The organism is Leadbetterella byssophila DSM 17132 (genome assembly GCF_000166395.1).
In the GTDB taxonomy this organism is placed as follows: domain Bacteria; phylum Bacteroidota; class Bacteroidia; order Cytophagales; family Spirosomataceae; genus Leadbetterella; species Leadbetterella byssophila.
The window spans coordinates 2,825,530-2,844,375 of sequence record NC_014655.1; the positions used below are offsets into that span (position 1 = coordinate 2,825,530).

Genomic DNA, 18,846 nt, shown 5'->3' on the forward strand with positions numbered 1-18,846 from the left:
CTTCCATACAATAAATAAACATTTACAATTGTAAATATTACAAATACAATAACTTATCTTTGCCCCATTAATCTACTAAAATAAAATGCACATGAAAAAACCACTCATTATCTTACTGTTCAGCCTTATCAGTGCCACAACTTTTGCGCAATCCCGCTTCGGAGTTAAAGTAGGCGGAAATATGGCTAATATAAAGTTTGGAGAAACTTTACCTGGAGTTGAATTAAAGTCCATTTTTACCCCTCAAGCAGGTCTGGTTTATTATTCTAATCTAAGCAAACCGCTCTTCGTCCAAACGGGATTACTGTTTAACCAGAAAGGTACTTCAATGAATATAGATGATCCTATTGTATCCGCTTTTTTTGGAGATAGCAAAATAAAGGTCACTTATAGCTTTGTTGAACTTCCTATAAATGTAGGATACCAAATTCCGGTAGGTGATAATTTCGCCATCGCCCCCTTTGTAGGAGGATTTGTAGGCTATGCCGTAATGGGCAAAGCGAAGATAGGCTCAATTACGTACGACTTGTTTGATGATGAAGAAGCAGAAGATTTGATCAGCGCCAAAGACAGATTAGATTATGGGGTAAACGCCGGTTTAGGTTTTCATATCGGAAAAAGATTGATCATCAGCGGTCAATATTCCCACGGTCTAGCTAATCTTTCTGATGAAGATCCGAAGGTAAATACACAAACCATCACTGCAGGTTTGACGTTCTTGTTTTAAATTTCTTAGCAGAGGCTGTCCATACCGGATAGCCTCCTTTTTTACTAAACCTCTTCGGTGGCGGATTTAAGCACTGATTTCCCAATTACTTATTAAAATAGAAATCCTTGGGTTAAGAGCAAATCATATAGTTTGAAACCAAAAAAATATAAACCTTTAGCCGGCATTTTTCTAAGATGATGGCTCACCATAGGAACTCCTATTTTACCTTTTCCAATCCCAAAAATGTACTCAGATTCGGACTATTGAATTGTCCGAAGGTTTGTTCTTTAACTTTGATCTTTCCGCCCATTTACAAGAAACCCTACCGTTTTAATTTATCGCAGCGGTAATTCTAACGTTTCACTGGCCTTGTGGACATTTTCACCTCAATGCAGAAACTTGAGATTCGTATATATTACTTGAAATTCGTAGAGCGCAGCGGCAGTTCCCGCATTTTTAAGCATAGGTGAACCTCAAGCTACAGCCTGAAACTACCCCTCAGGAGGAATTGTCGGGGTCTTAGTCGGAAGATCGTCTCCTGCATGATGTAGTTGTTAAGGTAGATACTCTTAAAGGTGTTCTGGTTAAAAAGATTGACCACGCCCAGTTCAAAATCCTGTTTGATCTTAGGAACAGTGTAGCGAACGGTCAGGTCACTGAAAAAGTAATCTTGTGCATTGATGCTGTGGTGTTCGGCATTGGCTATGAACACGGTATTTTTCACCACGGCCAGCGCCATACCCATCTGCTGCTGAAACTGCCTTATGCTTTCGGGCTGGTTACTGCCTTTCACATGGGTGTATCGGGTACTGTATGTCAGCTCTACCTGTTTGAAGCGGTTTACTTTAAGGTGGGCATTGGGTTCAATCGTGCGATTAGTAAAACTACCCGGGTAACCATTCACCCATTGTTCATTTTGAAATTTCATTACCAGCAAACCTGCGGAGAGTGATGTCTTGAGCCCGAAGAGGTACTGGGTCAGTTGGACTTTTCCCGACTGTGTATGGCTTAGGTTCCTTTTTGCCATGTACTGAACTTCGGTAGAACCGTCAGGAAGAATATAGTTTTGAGGCAATCGATTCTGAATTCCCCGTGAGGCATTCAGGTTGAGATTAAAACTCAAACCAGAGACCGCATTATTGTAATTTACACCTACCCCACCGCTCAGTCGCCTGTCGTCAGTAAAGTCAGTATTTTTGCTGACTACAGTAAGGTAGTTTTGCATAATGCTTCCTGTATATATATCTCCCAGTTGGGCTAAAAGATTACTGTACCGGATATTGCCGGTAAACTCCAGGCCGGGGACACTTTTCAGGCGCGCGTTCAGCATGGGTTCCGGTACCAGGCGACTAAAGGTTCGTCGGCGTTCTTCCGGGCTATAGTCAATATAATAATGGGCGAAGGGGAAATTCAAGTTGAGCCACCATTTGCCGGGAGTAAAGGTCATGCCAGCCGAAATATAGGTTTTAAAAGTATTCCATTGAAAGTTATTAACGGTATTGGTTTTCACTTCATGCCCACTCAGCTTAGTATGAATATGCGAGAGCGCTATTTGGGAACCTGTCCTAAGCGCTATGGAAAAACGTTTCTTTATACGTACCGAGAAATCAGCGAAGTGATGTGTGTTAAAACCCCTATGGGAGAAGACCTGCTGCGGGTTCGCCAGGCTGTCGGTTAGTTTGACAGACAGGTCCTGGGTATTTTGTACGTAAGATATAAGAGAATAAAAATTATAAGTGGTATGTCTTAGGTTAAATATCCGGTGAAAATTATTACTTATGCGGAAATTCCCGGTACTGTTTTCCTGGTTGTATATCCGGGTGAACCGCGCATTTTGGGCCTCGTCCGCCCTCCACTCCTTTTCAAACGTAAGCTTATTGTTGAAATAGGCATGAGGTACATTCTTGATGAATTCAAGGGCGCCTGAAAGGTGATTCGTTTTGAACCTACTGAGAATATCTTCTGCGAAATGTACGGGTTCACCCTCTAAAAAGTAGGTGGTAGTGCTGTTACCTGAGCGCCTCTGCTGGTCCAGGACAAGGGAGACATTCAGTTTCATCTCCAGGGATCGGGTGGATTTTTTCAAGGTGTTCAGGGAGAGGGCATGCGACCGGTTATCCATCCAGCGCTTCGGCGAAAAGCCGGGTGGACTTACCGAAGAAACGCTCAGCCAGTTTTCTTTAGCGAACAGTCCGTTTTGGAAGTTGTCGTAAAACTGCGGAAACAGGTTCTCTCCCGTATTATTGGATTTCACGGAGGTCAGGAACTGAAAATTGGGGACAAATACGATGGGGGTGGCATTGACATTCCAGAGAAAAGGTTGAAAACCTGCTCCGTACTGGAAATTTCCGGTTTTGGTCACCTTATTTTTGAGCTTGATGTTTATGGCTGCACGATCAGAGGGGCGGAGACTGTCGAGTGCCCGGATTGGTTGGTGATTTTCATAGACTTGCACGATGGCCACTTTACCGTGGGGGAGATTTTCGTTCACCAGACCGTAGCGTCCGTCCAGCAAATTCATGTCTTCCACGTAATAGCGGTTTATGGGGTTTCCCTGATAATAGATAATACCATCTGCGTCTACGTTAATACCAGGGAGTTTTTTGATTACATCTCCAATGGTGCGGTCCGCGACGGACTGAAACTCCTCTATTTTGTATGAGAGGGTATCGCCGCGGCGCCGGATAGGTGGAAGCTCGACTTTTACTTCCTTCAATGTGAAATCACCTTTCTGAAGGACGAAATCCAAGCGTTGATTTTTATTGGGGAGGAGGAATTCCTGATTGGTATAGCCCATTTTACTGACGGCGATGAGTACACTGTCCACCTGCGCATTGACCTTTAGATGATAGGATCCGTCAGTTTTAGTGACTGCGAATGCCAAAAGTTTACCCTCTTTTGTAACGGTGATGTTAACGGCAGGTAGGAGGTTTTGATCTGTATCTCTAGCGGTTCCTTCTATCCGGGTCTGGGCTATAATACCCTTGCCGGATAAAGCCATTATAAGCAGTATTCGCCCGATGAAACCCTTTGAAAAGCTATATTTACAAATACTCATTCTAAACTTGTTCCAATTGAACGTGATGTTCCTTTTCAGAGAAAGGCTAAATTCGACCCTGTTCATCACCTTATTATTTTGCTTTGCTTCAAAGGTGACACTTTTATATTGAGCTTGTACTAAGGATATGCCTAATAACCCTTTTGAGATTTCTCCCATCGACTTCCCCCTATGATCTGAAAATCCGGATCTGCCTACATTCAGCCTTTCTCGGTAAGAAGTACACCTATAAACCCTTCTAACGATCGGTGGGACACCGGTATCCTGAAAGTGGTTTGCCTCATGGGCGAAAGCTTAAAACCCTTTCTTTGAGGTTTAGTTTTCCTCAATATAATTCGAATTCTTTCTGTCATTCTTTAGAAAAAGGATATACTCTTCCTGTGTCATTACTTTATCCCCTACCGTGATATTACCTTCAATTTTGTTCCCTTTACTTTGGAATTTTGCAAATGGATTGTCAGAAATCATTTGTTGAATTTCTTTGAACTTATTTTCAGAAAGCAAATTGTAAGTGGGTATATCGGGTAAATCCTCTGTAGGAAGTTGTTTTTGAATACCCGAAATGTGAAAAGAGAAGTCGCCTTCTGTTGAGTCCAACTTAAGAATCAATCCGGGTAAGCCACTAAACTTATAGGGACCGTCAGAAATAGGGATCTCCGGAGTAAACCAGGCTATCCATGTACGTCCGCCAAGTTGGCATTCTGCTTTATACGCTTTTAAACCCACTATAGTGCTGTCACTACTGTTGAGAATAGTCCAGCTCTCCGTAGTCATAGAGTTTTGCTTGAAGGCGTTATGCCCCCCATTCAGATGCTCTTCTATGATAGAAGTGGAGTTTTCGCGGTAATCTTTTACCAGGTAGAATCTGAAATAGGGTAGTCCAATCATGGATACCTCACGCGCTCTATCCTGTGGGGACAGGTTTCTTTTAGATGTTCGGTTAAGCAGCCATAATTTGTTGTCTATAAAGATAGATTCGGTAGGGTGGATAAACAGTTTAACATATTCTGTTCTTCTATAATCCTGGTTTTTTCTCGGCTTAATATCAGCTTTGTAACTGATTAAAATAGGGTATTCATTCAAGGGAAATTCTCTTGTCGGAGTGAAATGTCCCGCAAATAAAACCACCCATATCAGGAATAAACTCTTCATTTTTTACTATGGTTTAAAATGAGGCGGAAGAAGAAATCTGAGAGGATTGCCTATTGATTTAGTATTGTGAAAAATGTATAACATAAACGCACGCTGACTGCGAATCTTATAACTCTAAAATATCTCTTCCGCTCATAAAATTACTCACTTATAATGCTTTAATAACATTTCGCAATTACGGAATAATCAGACAATCACCAGGACTTAGTATTATGTTGTTGACTTTAAAACTACATCCAGGACAAATACTTTCAGCAATTAGAATAGTAAATTCTAGTGCCATTTCTGGTGAGGATTCGGGTAAAGTTGCTATAAAGTGTGGCCCAGGAATACATGAACCATAGCAAGTAACACTTCCCGTACCTATGAAGCATTGTGTAGGATTCATTACTTACTGGTTTCTACTTTGCTCCTGCGCAAGTGACGCTTCTATTTTCTCGTAAACTTTATCTGTAATGATCTGGTCATTTGCAGACAGGTCGAAGATAAAGAAGGTAAAGAACACTATTAATAAATGTTTCATATTTAATAAAAATGTAAATCATTCAGTATAGTAATTTTTGAGCCCCTGTCTGAAGGTCTCGGGCTACATACATGTGATGTAATTTAAGTAAGGATTTTATCTTGTTCAAATTCCTTAAAGCTTATTTATCTAACGGTACTAAAACAAAACCCCGTTCATCTTCGCTATTTAGGCGGTGAGATTTTTCCAATATTAGTTGGTATGCCAAAATTCCCAAAATCAAAAAAATCCATGAATTGGGACCATTTTGGAGAGATGCTGTGGGGACGGGGGTAGGTGTGTATTTTGGATACGTGCCGTTTCAGGGGGCTTTCCGATAATATGCGGTCAATATTCCCACGGTCTGGCTAATCTTTCTGATGAAGATCCATACACAAACCACCACTGCCGGTTTGACCTTCTTGTTTTAAAGAGATAATTCTTAGCAGAACGGAGGAGAAATCCTCCGTTTTTTTTGTGCCCTATCCTAGGTAATATGAAAAAAATTTATTAAATTGCTTTATAAACCCTTATTAACCACTACACTATACACTTGAGGGATAAATAAATTCTCGCCCTCTTCCAATATCGTCCACGCGTTCAGCGTTTAAAAGTATGCTTTCAATTAATGGGTAAAAAGTGAGAGGATTATTAATGTTTAGCGTTTACTTAGGTGTTCAATCCTTGTGTGTGGCCCAGGTGGCACATAAATCGCAAGCCGGTGGAACTGTGGCCAAGGGGAACAAAGATCTCCTCAATGCACCTAAGGTAACTCCTGCCAGTACGAAGACCATAGAAGCTACCTCTGCGGAGGTTGTGGCAGAGAAGGTTGTGCTTGTACCAAAGACAGCACCTGCAGGGGTTGACATAAATTACCTACCTCTTTTTGGCCAATACGAAAAGACAGAAGCTCAATTGGTCAATGATGAGATGTTCCTCTCAGAATGTGACAGAGAATTTAAATCTCGTAAAGAAGCCGGTGAATTCTTCAATAAGATGGCCTGGCAATACCTCAGCGAAGGAGACAAAAGTACAGCTACTTATAGGTTCAATCTGGCCTATCTTTTAGAACCGGAAAATATTGAGATCTACTGGGGCTTAGGAGTGATAGAGTTCCAAAACGGTAACTATTCACAAGCCATAGATTTAATGAACAAAGGCCTAGAACTTTCTGATGGAAAGAACTATGTATTCATGACGGACTTAGCTACCGTTTATATCAAAAAAGCTTTAGGAAATACCTATTCCGTCATAGAAACCCAGAAAGCAAAGGATCTATTGAATAGTGCCATAAAGATCCAACCGCAATATACACCTGCTCATGTACAGCTTACCATTGTAAGTATGGTAGAAAATGACCTTGATGCGGCTTGGACCCATTTCCATAAAGCCTACGAGCTAAATCCAGCTGAGCTAAGCAAAGAAGTACTTCTGGAACTTCTCTCCAGAAAAGAGGATCCCAAAGGTATCTTTAAGAAGAACTGATCAGGAGCTTCCATCTGTAAACCTTGCACGTACAGGATTCAAGAACGGTTTACCCCTACATACTTTTTAACCCAGCCCTCTTAGTTCTCAGATCCCATTTTGTTTACTTACAATAAACTCATTCATGGGTGTGAAGAATCTGTTAAAACCCCTCTAAAAAAATGAGCTCGATGTGCTATCGAACTCATTTCCCAAAAGAATAAATCTTATACGTTTTGCCCTACAAAAGGCAATTTCACCACCTTCGCAGCCGTCAATTTCTCTCTAATCTTGATATATACTTCCGTACCTACCTTGCTGTAAGCCGCACTTACATATCCTAAGGCTATCCCCTTATTCAAAGAAGGTGACATGGTTCCGGAAGTGACCTCTCCTATCTTCTCCCCATCCGCCGTACAGATTTCATAATGACTTCTTGGAATACCTTTGTCAATGATTTCTATCGCAACTAACTTACGTTTCAATCCCGCTTCTTTCTCCGCTTTTAAAGCAGCACTGTTTGTGAACTCTTTTGTGAATTTCGTCACCCAGCCTAAACCTGCTTCTAATGGAGAGGTTTCATCTGTAATATCATTTCCGTAGAGACAATATCCCATTTCCAAACGCAATGTATCTCTGGCACCTAAGCCTATTGGCTTGATATCAAACTCTGCACCTGCCTCAAAAATCTTCTTCCATACTTCCTCAGCTATTGCATTAGGCAGATAAATCTCGAATCCTCCCGCACCAGTATAACCCGTAGCAGAAATCAGGATATCTTCATGTCCTGCAAACTTGCCTTTAACAAAAGTGTAATAAGAGATCGTAGAAAGATCAATATCCGTCAATTTCTGAAGCGTCTTCACCGCATTTGGCCCTTGAACAGCAAACAAACTGGTTTCCGGTGAAAGATCTGTCATCTCCACCCCTTCCGTATTATACTTGCTGATCCAATCCCAATCCTTCTTGATATTCCCTGCATTCACTACTAGCAAATACTCCTCCTCTGAAACACGATAAACCAATAAATCATCTACCACCCCACCGGTCTCATTCGGTAAGTAGCTATACTGAATTTTCCCGTCAAAAAGAGTAGAAGCGTCATTCGAAGTAACCTTCTGAATCAAGTCTAAAGCGCCCTTTCCTTTCAAAAGAAACTCACCCATGTGAGATACATCAAAAACACCCACACTGTTTCTTACTGCTAAATGCTCTTCCTTATCAGAAGAATAACGTACAGGCATGTAAAAGCCGGCGAAATCAACCATCTTTCCACCGATAGACTCGTGAAAGTCACTCAAAGTTATTTTTTGCATTGATGAACAAGTTTTTCTACAAAGATACGAAATATGTGATGCCTATATGTACTACACTAATAGGCAGGTTTCGTTAATTCATTTTTTTAATCTAGGTTTACGTATAAAAATCCCTCAGACCCCATGCGCTATCTCACTTTTATCTTACTAATAATAAGCCATATGTCCATCGCACAAAATCTGGATTCCCTATGGAAACCCATTGAAAAAAACATAGAAGCTGAAAAATACCAATCGGCGAGTAAAGATCTGGAAGCCTTTATCCCTTTGGCTAGAAAACAAAATCATATCCCATACCTCGGGAAAGCCCTTTTCTATCAGGCACAAGTGCACTTAAACAACACAGAAACCACTTTCCCAGATTTCCTCCATTCCTTTAAAAAAGAAACAGATGCACAAACTGGCGTTAACCACCTAGTCTTTAAAATGCTCTTAGCCAAGTTGTATAATTCTTTCCAAATGCACAACAATATCAGCACCCTGGAGACCGAAGAGGACACCCAACTGTGGTCCAGGGAACAGTTACAGGAGAATATCCAAAAGATCACTACTGAAGTACTGGCACAGAAAGGTCTTCTTATAACTGAGCCTTCCCAAAAATGGGAAATGCTTTTGGAACAAAACAATAAACCCCTACTCCTGAAAGTTCAAACCACACTTTGGGAAATTGTAGTTGTAGAAGCAGCCAAATTACTCAAGAAGCCGGAACTGCTAACAGAGCTTATCCTAGAAAAACAAGCCAAAGGCGATACGGATGCCTATGTGTTCTTTAAGAACTATAGTCTGCAAAATCATCAATTAGCAGAAATCAATGAATTAACCAAAATAGAAAGCAGATTCAAATATGACATCTATAGACGTTTAGCCCATCTCTACTACTCACGAGAAGATAATCCTAAGAAAGCTTTGGAATACATCTCCGAGTTTCCTGATGACCCCTTTATGATTAACCTGACAAAGAACATCAAAAACCAAGATTTCCAAATCAACGCCGAAGAATTCGTATCACCGAACTTAGCTATACCCCTGCAGATTTCACATAAAAACATCAAGCAACTCCAAGTCAGAGTTTTTGCATTCCCACAATCCCCCGCAGATCATCCATTACAGAACCTGCTTCAGAACAAAAGTACTTTTGTAGAAAAATTAACATCAAGTTATAAACTAGTAGATCAATACTCCATCGTACTAAAATCCTTTGACGATTACAAACATCACCGGACCATTGCCGCTGGAAAACCTCTTAAAAACGGTTCCTACCTGCTCCTCTTCAGCTCCGATTCCGATTTTAAAGAGAATATAGAATACTTACTCCTCCAAGTTTCTAACTACCATCTCTTTAATGACGGAAACATTAGAGCCGTAAATAGAGAGACCGGAAAACCTTTGGCAAAAAAAAGCATAGAGATCTATTCTCTTAAAAACAATAAACTGAAGAAAATAAGTACGGTTCAGACAGATAAAGATGGTCTAGCAAAGTATGACCTACAGCACCATCACTACCTCAAACTGCCGGACGAATCCGTTTACTACAAGAACAGAAATTATAATTACACGGAAAGCAGCGTAAAAGAAGTTGATTATTACAAAGTATTCACAGACAGGTCCATTTATAGGCCGGGACAGCTTGTTCACTTTAAGATCATAGGCTATCGCCAAAAGGATACTCAGGTAGACCTTTTGAAAAAGACAAAAATCAAAGTAAGTCTTTTTGATAGTAATAGGCAACTGGCCTCTGAGCAGCATTTCACCACAAACGACTGGGGAAGTACAAACGGCACCTTTTCCCTTCCTACCGGAGGAAATACAGGACATTATTCTATAGCGGTGAATGGGTACACCCAACAATCCATTAGAGTTGAGGAATACAAAAGGCCAAAATTTCAGGTGAATATCCATATTCCTCAGCAGGTCATCGCATTTGGGAGAGATGTAAAAATCGAAGGTGCCGCTGAATCCTATGCAGGGGCAACTTTATTTCAAGCCAAAGGAGAATATACCATCTACCGCCAAAATTATCATCCCTTCTGGAGAAGAGGTGCGGTAGATGAAAATGTACCTGTGGCATCCGGTAACTTTACTACAAATGACCAAGGTAAATTTGATTTCTCTTTCCAGCCCAAAGGTGATTCGCTCAGCACCTATAGATATAAAGTAGAAGTTAGGATTACAGACCAAAATGGAGAGACCCAATCCTCCTCAGAATACTTTAACGTCAGCGCTAAAAAGATCTTCTTCTCTGCTACTGCTCCTACCCCAAGTACCATCCGTATAACAGGTGTAAACATTCAAGGGGACTCCTTGCCTTTTAAAGCACATGTAGAAATCTATAGCTTAAAAGCCCCGTCCAGACCTCTCAGGAATTCACCTCTCAGCATGGACTATGCACTTTATGATAAAAGTAGCTTTGTAAAGCTATTCCCTCATGAACCGTATCTAGACGAACTACTACCCTCAAAATGGGAGCAAGAAAAGCGGCTTGTAGAAAAAGATATTAATGACAACACTACCATAAGTCTTCCTGCATCCTTCAAAGGCGGCTATGTACGAGTAAAGATCCAAAGTCCCGGGGAGCCTGAACATATAGAAAACATTTACCTAGAAGGTACGGACTTATCTCTTTTGGACGTGAAGAAAAACAAAGAGGTGTACCGAAAAGGCGAGGTTGCAAAATTAAATTTCAATAGTTCTGCAGATGACATGGTCCTTTACATCCGCATAGAATCCGGAGAAAAACGTATAGAAGAAAAGACCTTAGCACTTAAAAACGGGAAAGCCACCTTACAGTTTCCCATCCAGTACGATTTGGATTATCACGTTCACTACTCTTATACCAAATATAACACCAGCGCTTCCGCTTCACTAAGGCTCCCTACGGCGGAAAAGAAGATAGAGATCCTACGCTCCACGTATAGGAACAAGATTAGACCGGGCGACAAAGAGACATGGACCATTACCCTCAAAGGACAAAACATAGAAGGCCTATCTGCTATGTATGATGCCTCCCTAGACGCCCTGTATAATCATCAGTGGCCAAGCAGCGGATTCAATCCCTATATTGCTATTAAACACAGATATTCCGCAATAAACTACCTGCATGGTATGACTTATACCGAACCTTTACTTCGGATTGACCTGCCAGACACGTACTATCTTAACACAGAACCTCTTACCTTTCATATATCTAGAGCACTTTTGGAATGGGCTGCACCCAGAAATAGGTACAAGCTCTTCGGTGTAGTGAATGCGCAAGCTAAAATGGATGCCGCACCTGTAGCCTTAGCGGAAGAAGCCTTGATGGATCCGGAAGAAGCTATTGAAACACCCTATATCAGGAAAAACCTGAATGAAACGGCCTTCTTTTATCCTACTTTACAAGCGGACAAAGACAGAAATTTGCAGATCTCTTTCACAGCACCGGAAAGTCTGACGGAATGGAAATGGATGAGCTATTTGCACTCCCCAGATCTGAATTGGGCTTACATGGAAGAGCGGATCAAGACCCAAAAAGAGTTGATGGTTACGCCTAATTTCCCGCGCTTCCTTCGGAACGGAGACCACCTGCGCTTGTCCGCTAAAATTGATAATCTCAGTGCGGAAAGTCTCAGAGGAGAAGCCAAAATTCTAGTAAAAGATCCCATTACTGAAAAGTTGGTTTTCTCTTTGAAACCTCTTCCTTTCCAATTAGAAAGTAATAAATCTACAGACGTAGCTTGGGAATTCGAAGTTCCAAAAGGGATAGAAGCTCTAAACATTAGCATCATAGCTGCTACCTCCACTTTCAGTGATGGAGAAGAAACCACCTTACCTGTTCTCAGCCAGAAAATCTTAGTAACAGAAGCCCTTAGCCTTTCCGTTAGAGAAGGGGATTCCAAGAGCCTGAACTTTGATAAACTCCCAAAAATCAAACCTTACAAATTAACCTTTGAATTACACGCCAATCCCCTTTGGAATGCCATCTTTGCCTTGCCCTACTTGCTGGAATACCCTTACGACTGCGCCGAACAAGTGTTCAGCAAGCTTTTTGCTAACCGCATCTCTCAGGTTCTTTTGACATCTCACCCAAGAATCAAAACCGTATTTGATCTTTGGAACAAAAACGCCTTGTCTCCCCTCCAGACGAATGAGGAGTTGAAAAACATCCTGTTAGAAGAAACCCCTTGGTTAAGAGACGGAAAAAATGAAGTAGAACAGCAAAAAAGAATAGCTCTCCTATTTGACTTGAACCGGATGAGTCAAGAACAGAATGTGGCCCTGTCCAAGTTAAAAGATCTGCAATTATCCAGTGGAGGATTCCCATGGTTTGCCGGCGGAAAAGCTAATTTCTATATCAGCTCGCATATCCTCTCCGGCCTTGGAAGCCTAAAAAAATATGAGGCTGAATTAACCGGCACAGAGCAAATCATCAAAAGCCTCATCAAATACCTGGATCGGGAAATGGAGACAGAAGATCATTACCTAAAGGCCCATTATTTCTACGCGCGAAGCTTCTTTGCTAAAGAATACCCGCTTTCATCAAAACTTGATTCCATCAAGACAAAATTTTATAGCGACTTAAAGATCAATGAACTCAGCTTACAAGGGCAAGTATTGGTAGCGCTGGCTCAAGCCAGATGGGGAGAGGTAAAAACAGCAAAAGGTATACTTGAGCTATTAAAAGAGCAAGCCGTAAACCATGAGGAGTCTGGCATGTACTGGAAAAAGAACCAGGGTGGCTGGTTCTGGTACCAAGCTCCCATAGAAACTCAAGCATTGTTGATCGAAGCCTTTGATGAGATTCTTGACGACCAACATGCCGTGGAAGCCATGAAGGTATGGTTAATCAAGTCCAAAAGAGCTCAACAATGGCCCAGTACCAAATCCACCACCCTAGCCGTAAAAGCCCTGCTCATGCACGGAAAAAGTCTCATAGGAACAGAATCAGGGGTGCTTGCCCAAATAGGAGAAGAAAAATTTGACGGCGCCTCAACCACTGCAGGATACCTTAAGAAAACGTGGAATGCAGACGAAATTAAGTCGGAAATGAGCACTTTAAAACTAGAAAAATCCAGTGCTGGGATAGCTTGGGCAAATGCCTACTGGCAGTATTTCGAAGATCGGGATAAAGTTAGTGCAGCAGCAAACGGAGTCTCTATCAAAAAAGGAATTTACCTGAAGGATAAAGGTACTAACGTCTTGAAGGAAATCACTCAAAGCAGTCCCATCAAAGTGGGAGACCAGGTGATCATTCGTCTAATCTTAGAGGTGGGTCAAGACATGGAATTTGTGCACATCAAGGATTATAGAGCCGCCGGGTTTGAACCCGTAAATGTTTTATCCTCGTACAAATACCAAAACGGAATATACTATTACGAAAGTACCCGGGATGTCGCTACACATTTCTTCGCTGATTACATTAAGAAAGGCAAGTATGTATTTGAATATGAATTGAATGCAAATAATGCCGGTTCCTATTCTAACGGCATAGCCCAACTTCAAAACATGTATGCTCCAGAGTTTAGCGCTCACTCTGAAGGTACCAGAGTTCTAATAAGATTTTGAGAAAAATATGCTAGATTTAAAAATGATCTGACTTATATTGAACATTCAACTGACTTGAAATCACGTGAAAGGTAAAATTCTTATCGCCAAACCCTATCTAGGAGACCCTAATTTTGAAAGGGCAGTGGTCATGGTATGTGAACACTCTGAGGAAGGTGCTTTCGGACTGGTGATTAACCAACCTACACAGCACTTCCTTCCTGACTTTTTCGCAGACATCAATGTTTCCGTGCCCGTGGGCATAGGTGGGCCGGTAGAAGGGAACACTTTGCATTTCCTGCACACCAGAGGAGATCTATTAGATGATGCCATAGAATTGAGCCCCGGCTTATTCTGGTCCGGCAACTTCGAACAAATCAAAGATTATCTGAACATGGGCGTTATCAAGTCCAATGAAATCCGCTTTTATTTGGGCTATTCTGGATGGGGCGACAAACAGCTAGACGAAGAGATTGCGGAAGATTTATGGGTGATAACCTCAGCAGAAAAAGATTGGATCTTTTCTACAGATCCCAAGGACATTTGGAGTGCCGCTCTGCGTAAATTGGGCGGTAATTACAAGATTATGGCCAATAGCCCAGTGGATCCACGTTTGAACTAAAACATGTATGATTCCTAATATTCCAGAAACTCCACTGAAGAGAGTGGTTATAGTAGGTGCCGGATTTGGTGGACTGACCCTAGCACAGAAGCTGGCCAAAGAAAACGTTCAGGTAGTCCTGATAGACAAGAACAACTACCACCAGTTTCAGCCCCTTTTCTATCAAGTGGCTATGGCTGGCTTAGAACCCAGCTCCATATCTTTCCCTCTAAGAAAGGTATTTCAGAAGCGAAAAAATGTACATATACGCATCACCAAGGTGCGTGAAATTCTGTTAGACAAAAGGAGAATACGCACAGATTTAGGCGAAATTTGGTACGATTACTTAGTATTAGGAATGGGTACTAACACGAATTTCTTTGGTATGCAAAATATCATTGAAAATGCCATTCCGATGAAGTCCATTTCTGAAGCCATCTACTTACGAAACCGGGTGTTAGAAAACTTTGAGGCGGCGCTTTCTACTAGAGATCAAGACGCCATTGCCGGACTAATGACCATGGTGGTAGTAGGAGGCGGTCCTACAGGTACAGAAATTTCAGGTACCCTAGCAGAAATGAAGAAGATGATCTTGCCAAAAGATTATCCTGAACTAGATTTTGATCTGATGAAGATATACATCTTCGAAAGTTCAGATGAGATTCTTAAGGTCATGTCAGACGAAGCATCCGTGAAGTCCCGTCAATACCTCGAGGAATTAGGAGTCATAGTTAGAGTAAATGAAAGAATAGATGACTACGTAGATGGCTACGCCATCACTTCTACTGGAGAAAAGATTCGTACAGATAACTTGATCTGGTCTGCAGGGGTAATCGCCAATAAGATAGAGGGATTCCCTCAAGAAATTTATACTCGAGGTGGACGCTTAAAAGTAAACGAATTCAATCAGTTAGAAGGCTTCCATAACTTATTCGCAGTGGGAGATATGGCCTATATGAGCGGTGATCCGGGTTTTCCTGAAGGGCATCCACAGTTGGCGCAACCGGCCATCCAACAGGGAAAATTATTGGCTGAGAACATCCTAAAGCTCATCAAAGGTGAGCCTATGAAGCCATTCCGATATAAGGATTTGGGGTCTATGGCTACAATAGGTAGAAACAAGGCTGTAGTAGATCTTCCCAAATGGAAATTCCAAGGACTGTTTGCCTGGTACGTGTGGATGTTTGTCCACCTTATGTCCATATTGGGTGTGAAAAATAAGGTTTTGGTCTTTATCAATTGGTTCTGGAATTACATCACCTATGACCAGTCCTTACGCCTCATCATCCGCCCTAAACTAACTAAGAAAGTAAAACCGGAGACTTAATGGGGGAAACTTATTTTCCCCATACTTACAGAAGGTACTTTAGTACCAAAGGATATCTCTCCGCCTGCTAAAGCCTCATTAGCAAGGGTAGCAAAGAGCACGGCTTCTTTAGCGTCTCCATGGATACCCAAGTCATCTGTACGTAGGAACTGAGTATGGGGAAGCCCCTCTTTTAATTTTTGGACTACTAAAGGATTATGCATTCCGCCTCCACTCATGAACACCTTTTCGGGCTGAATTCCGCTTTGACTCAAGCAAGCTATGATGGTATCTGCAGTAAATGCACAAAGGGTAGCCAATACATCAGAATGAGAAAGAGTAATGGTATTTGAACGCAACTGCGCTGCTTCCAAATAAGCTAAATTAAACACTTCCGGACCGGTGGTTTTAGGTACAGGAGCAGCAAAAAAGGAATGATCTTTTAAAGCCTTTAAGAGCTCAATATCTACTGCACCTTTACTAGCCTCCTGAGCATCTTGGTCAAAAGCCCTCCCGAAATGCTTCTGCATATAAGCATCTAACAAAGTGTTTCCTGTGCCTGTATCTGTGGCAAAAACCCTATCGGCATCCAGATCAGCCGGAAGGTAAGTAAAGTTTGCTATCCCGCCCATATTGAGCAGAATTCTGTCTTCACCTTTTTGAGAGAAGATCAAATAATCTCCATAAACGGCTAAAGGTGCCCCTTCTCCGCCTGCAGCGCAGTGTTTTTGTCGGAAATCAGAAAGCGTAATGATTCCGGTTGCTACAGCGAGATGGTCTCCATCACCAATCTGTAAAGTTGAATTTGGGTAAAGGTCTATTTGGTGTTGAATCTTAGGCGCATGATAAACCGTCTGTCCATGGCTGGCTATTACATCCACTTCTTCAGGAGTGATACCCCAAGATTTTAGTGCAGAAAGAATCATTTCTGCATGCTTTTGTGCTATGTAGGGATGAAGTACACAGAGTTGAAGGAAGTCAATAGTACTTTTAGCAAAGATCTTCCTAATCTCAGCTTTGAAGGCCTCGTTGTAGTTTACCGTTGTAAAGCGCTCTACTGTAACCTCAGTTTTTAGGCCACTGCCTTTATATTTACAAAGGGCGATGTCTAATCCATCTAGTGAGGTTCCGGACATCAAACCTATAATTCTTCTTTCTTCCTTTGCGGAGATCTGATAAAGCTTCTGAATGTTCTTATTCATAGCCCAAAGATAAGGCTATCGGTTCCAATCCATACGTTGATCAGGCGAGAACTTCCATGGAGACATAGAGGTTTCCAGGTTTTGGAACATCATATTCCAACTTTGCGGAGCTTTGCTCTCTTCCATCACACGGAATCTTCTGAGTTCCAAAATAATGTTTAATGGACTGATCATCACCGGACATTCCTGAACACAAGCATTGCAAGAGGTACAAGCCAGGATCTCCTCGTCAGTGATGTAATCACCCAAAAGCGACTTCTCATCCTTAAATTCCGGACCATGTTGAGCCCAACCCCTTTGGATTTCTTCCAATCTATCCCTGGTATCTGTCATGATCTTTCTAGGTGAAAGGGCCTTTCCTGTAATGTTTGCCGGACAGGACGACGTACATCTACCGCATTCTGTACAAGTATAGGCATCCATCAAACTCTTCCACGATAGGTCATACACATCTTTTGCCCCAAATCCACCTATCTCAGCAGGAGTTTCGGGAGCTTGGCTTAAACCTAACATGATCTTTACTTCTTCTGCTACCGCAGGCATATTCTGCATTTTGCCCTTCGGTTCCAAGTCTGCGAAATAAGTATTCGGGAAGGCAAGAACAATATGCAAGTGCTTGGAATAGGTCAAATAGATAGTAAAGAACAAGATGCCCAGGATGTGGAACCACCAGGTAAATCTCTCTACAAAGATAAGTGCTCCATCTGAGCTAGAATGAAGTAGTGGGACAAGGTACTGACTTATGGCAAAAGATCCTGTTTGAACTTCTGCAAAGTGGCCTAGTCCTCGTGTTTGAAGGATAGAATCCGCTGCATTCATGGTTAGAAATGCACTCATCAGCAGGATTTCAAGACAAAGGATGATATTTGCATCTAATGAAGCCCATCCTTTCATCTCCACGTGGCGGGAAGCCTGTAGTCGCTCTACTTTAACAATATTTCTTCTGATCAAGAAGATCACACAGGCAGCTAGTACGCCAAAAGCAAGTACTTCAAAGAAATTAATCACAAAGTGATAGAAGCTACCTAAGAAACCAGCAAATACACGATGCGTGCCTAATGCTCCATCTATGACGATCTCTAAAAGTTCTATGTTGATCAGAATAAATCCCACGTAAACCAACAAGTGCAGGATTCCTACTACGGGCCTATTGAACATTTTTTTCTGTCCAAATGCCAGGAGAAGCATATTCTTGAATCTTTCTGCCGGTTGGTCCGTCCTGTCCTCTGCTTTTCCGAGAAGAATAGATTTCCGGATAAGCATAACTCTTTTCGACACATAGAATGCCGTCAATCCTAGAGCTAAAACAAAGATAATCTGAGAGATCATAGCGTAATAAGATGGAGTATATCGTATGCATGCATACTATTACAAATATCGACATAATTCTGAATTGCGCAAGGGCAAGAAATATTTTTTAAAAAAAGTTGTCTGGATAGTTGTATAGTCAATATTCTTGACTAATTTTGCACTCCCAACACGGGAATGGTGGTGAAATCACTAACGGTGATGTAGCTCAGTTGGTAGAGCAAAGGACTGAAAATCCTTGTGTCGGCGGTTCGATTCCGTCCATCACCACCACTCAAGGCATAAGAGAAATCTTATGCCTTTTTTGTTTTCTAACCCACTAAAAGATCCGCATGGATCAAGGACGAGTAGTTCGGGTTAAATATTATTTTTTAAAATAGGTTGTCAAAATCTACTATAAACAATTGCCTGATTTTTTTTTTGAGGGAAAATGCCTTTTAAATGCTTTTCATTTTCGCAGTATATTAAATCAAAACATGTAGGAATAGATTCAAAACCCAGATCTACTAGTCGTAAAATATGAGGAATTGAACAAAAACTTAATATACTTTAATTCGCATCAGCCAAGAACAAGAAAATTGCTCGCTCCAATAAGTAATGGACTATCGCAGATTCTAATAAATGAGCAGATGAAGGTAGAATAATAAAAAAAAGACTGAGCATCAACTCAGTCTTTTTTGTTTTAATAAATTGACAATCGTTTCGTTT

At 41.5% G+C, this 18,846-nt stretch carries 11 protein-coding genes and 1 tRNA gene; 6 read left to right on the forward strand and 6 right to left on the reverse strand.

Going from position 1 to position 18,846, the window contains the following annotated elements; genetic code table 11:
• Positions 1 to 91: 91 nt before the first annotated feature.
• Positions 92 to 727, forward strand: coding sequence for a porin family protein (locus tag LBYS_RS12710; RefSeq protein WP_013409248.1), 636 nt, complete (start codon positions 92 to 94; stop codon positions 725 to 727).
• Between the two features lie 460 nt (positions 728 to 1,187).
• Here the strand turns inward: LBYS_RS12710 and LBYS_RS12715 are convergent, their stop codons facing one another.
• The 3 genes from LBYS_RS12715 to LBYS_RS19780 form a co-directional block, all read right to left on the reverse strand.
• Positions 1,188 to 3,833: a carboxypeptidase-like regulatory domain-containing protein gene (locus tag LBYS_RS12715; RefSeq protein ID WP_148225822.1), complete on the reverse strand. Its 2,646-nt coding sequence runs from the start codon at positions 3,831 to 3,833 to the stop codon at positions 1,188 to 1,190.
• A gap of 249 nt (positions 3,834 to 4,082) precedes the next feature.
• Complete coding sequence (locus tag LBYS_RS18385) at positions 4,083 to 4,919, reverse strand: GLPGLI family protein (RefSeq protein ID WP_013409250.1); 837 nt, start codon at positions 4,917 to 4,919, stop codon at positions 4,083 to 4,085.
• A gap of 391 nt (positions 4,920 to 5,310) precedes the next feature.
• On the reverse strand, positions 5,311 to 5,442 hold the full coding sequence (locus LBYS_RS19780; protein WP_262494809.1) for a hypothetical protein: 132 nt from the start codon (positions 5,440 to 5,442) through the stop codon (positions 5,311 to 5,313).
• 618 nt (positions 5,443 to 6,060) lie between these two features.
• On the opposite strand from LBYS_RS19780, the gene LBYS_RS12725 reads away from it, so the two are divergent.
• Complete coding sequence (locus LBYS_RS12725) at positions 6,061 to 6,906, forward strand: tetratricopeptide repeat protein (RefSeq protein ID WP_148225823.1); 846 nt, start codon at positions 6,061 to 6,063, stop codon at positions 6,904 to 6,906.
• Positions 6,907 to 7,112: 206 nt separating this feature from the next.
• Here LBYS_RS12725 and gcvT read toward each other — a convergent pair whose 3' ends face one another.
• On the reverse strand, positions 7,113 to 8,201 hold the full coding sequence (gene gcvT / locus LBYS_RS12730; protein ID WP_013409252.1) for a glycine cleavage system aminomethyltransferase GcvT: 1,089 nt from the start codon (positions 8,199 to 8,201) through the stop codon (positions 7,113 to 7,115).
• Between the two features lie 162 nt (positions 8,202 to 8,363).
• On the opposite strand from gcvT, the gene LBYS_RS12735 reads away from it, so the two are divergent.
• From LBYS_RS12735 to LBYS_RS12745, 3 genes are all read left to right on the forward strand, one after another.
• Positions 8,364 to 13,742: an alpha-2-macroglobulin family protein gene (locus tag LBYS_RS12735; protein WP_041823702.1), complete on the forward strand. Its 5,379-nt coding sequence runs from the start codon at positions 8,364 to 8,366 to the stop codon at positions 13,740 to 13,742.
• 64 nt (positions 13,743 to 13,806) lie between these two features.
• Positions 13,807 to 14,343, forward strand: a complete 537-nt coding sequence (locus LBYS_RS12740) for a YqgE/AlgH family protein (protein WP_013409254.1) — start codon at positions 13,807 to 13,809, stop codon at positions 14,341 to 14,343.
• 7 nt (positions 14,344 to 14,350) lie between these two features.
• Complete coding sequence (locus tag LBYS_RS12745) at positions 14,351 to 15,649, forward strand: NAD(P)/FAD-dependent oxidoreductase (RefSeq protein WP_013409255.1); 1,299 nt, start codon at positions 14,351 to 14,353, stop codon at positions 15,647 to 15,649.
• Here LBYS_RS12745 and LBYS_RS12750 read toward each other — a convergent pair.
• Both LBYS_RS12750 and LBYS_RS12755 read right to left on the reverse strand, forming a co-directional pair.
• Entirely contained in the window at positions 15,646 to 16,830 is a 1,185-nt protein-coding gene (locus tag LBYS_RS12750; RefSeq protein WP_013409256.1) for an anhydro-N-acetylmuramic acid kinase, read from the reverse strand. The genes LBYS_RS12745 and LBYS_RS12750 overlap by 4 nt on opposite strands.
• 15 nt (positions 16,831 to 16,845) lie before the next feature.
• Positions 16,846 to 18,159: a 4Fe-4S dicluster domain-containing protein gene (locus tag LBYS_RS12755; RefSeq protein ID WP_013409257.1), complete on the reverse strand. Its 1,314-nt coding sequence runs from the start codon at positions 18,157 to 18,159 to the stop codon at positions 16,846 to 16,848.
• A 176-nt stretch (positions 18,160 to 18,335) separates the two neighbouring features.
• Between LBYS_RS12755 and LBYS_RS12760 the strand changes: the two genes are divergently transcribed.
• Positions 18,336 to 18,411: transfer RNA gene (locus LBYS_RS12760), tRNA-Phe, on the forward strand.
• Positions 18,412 to 18,846: the final 435 nt, after the last annotated feature.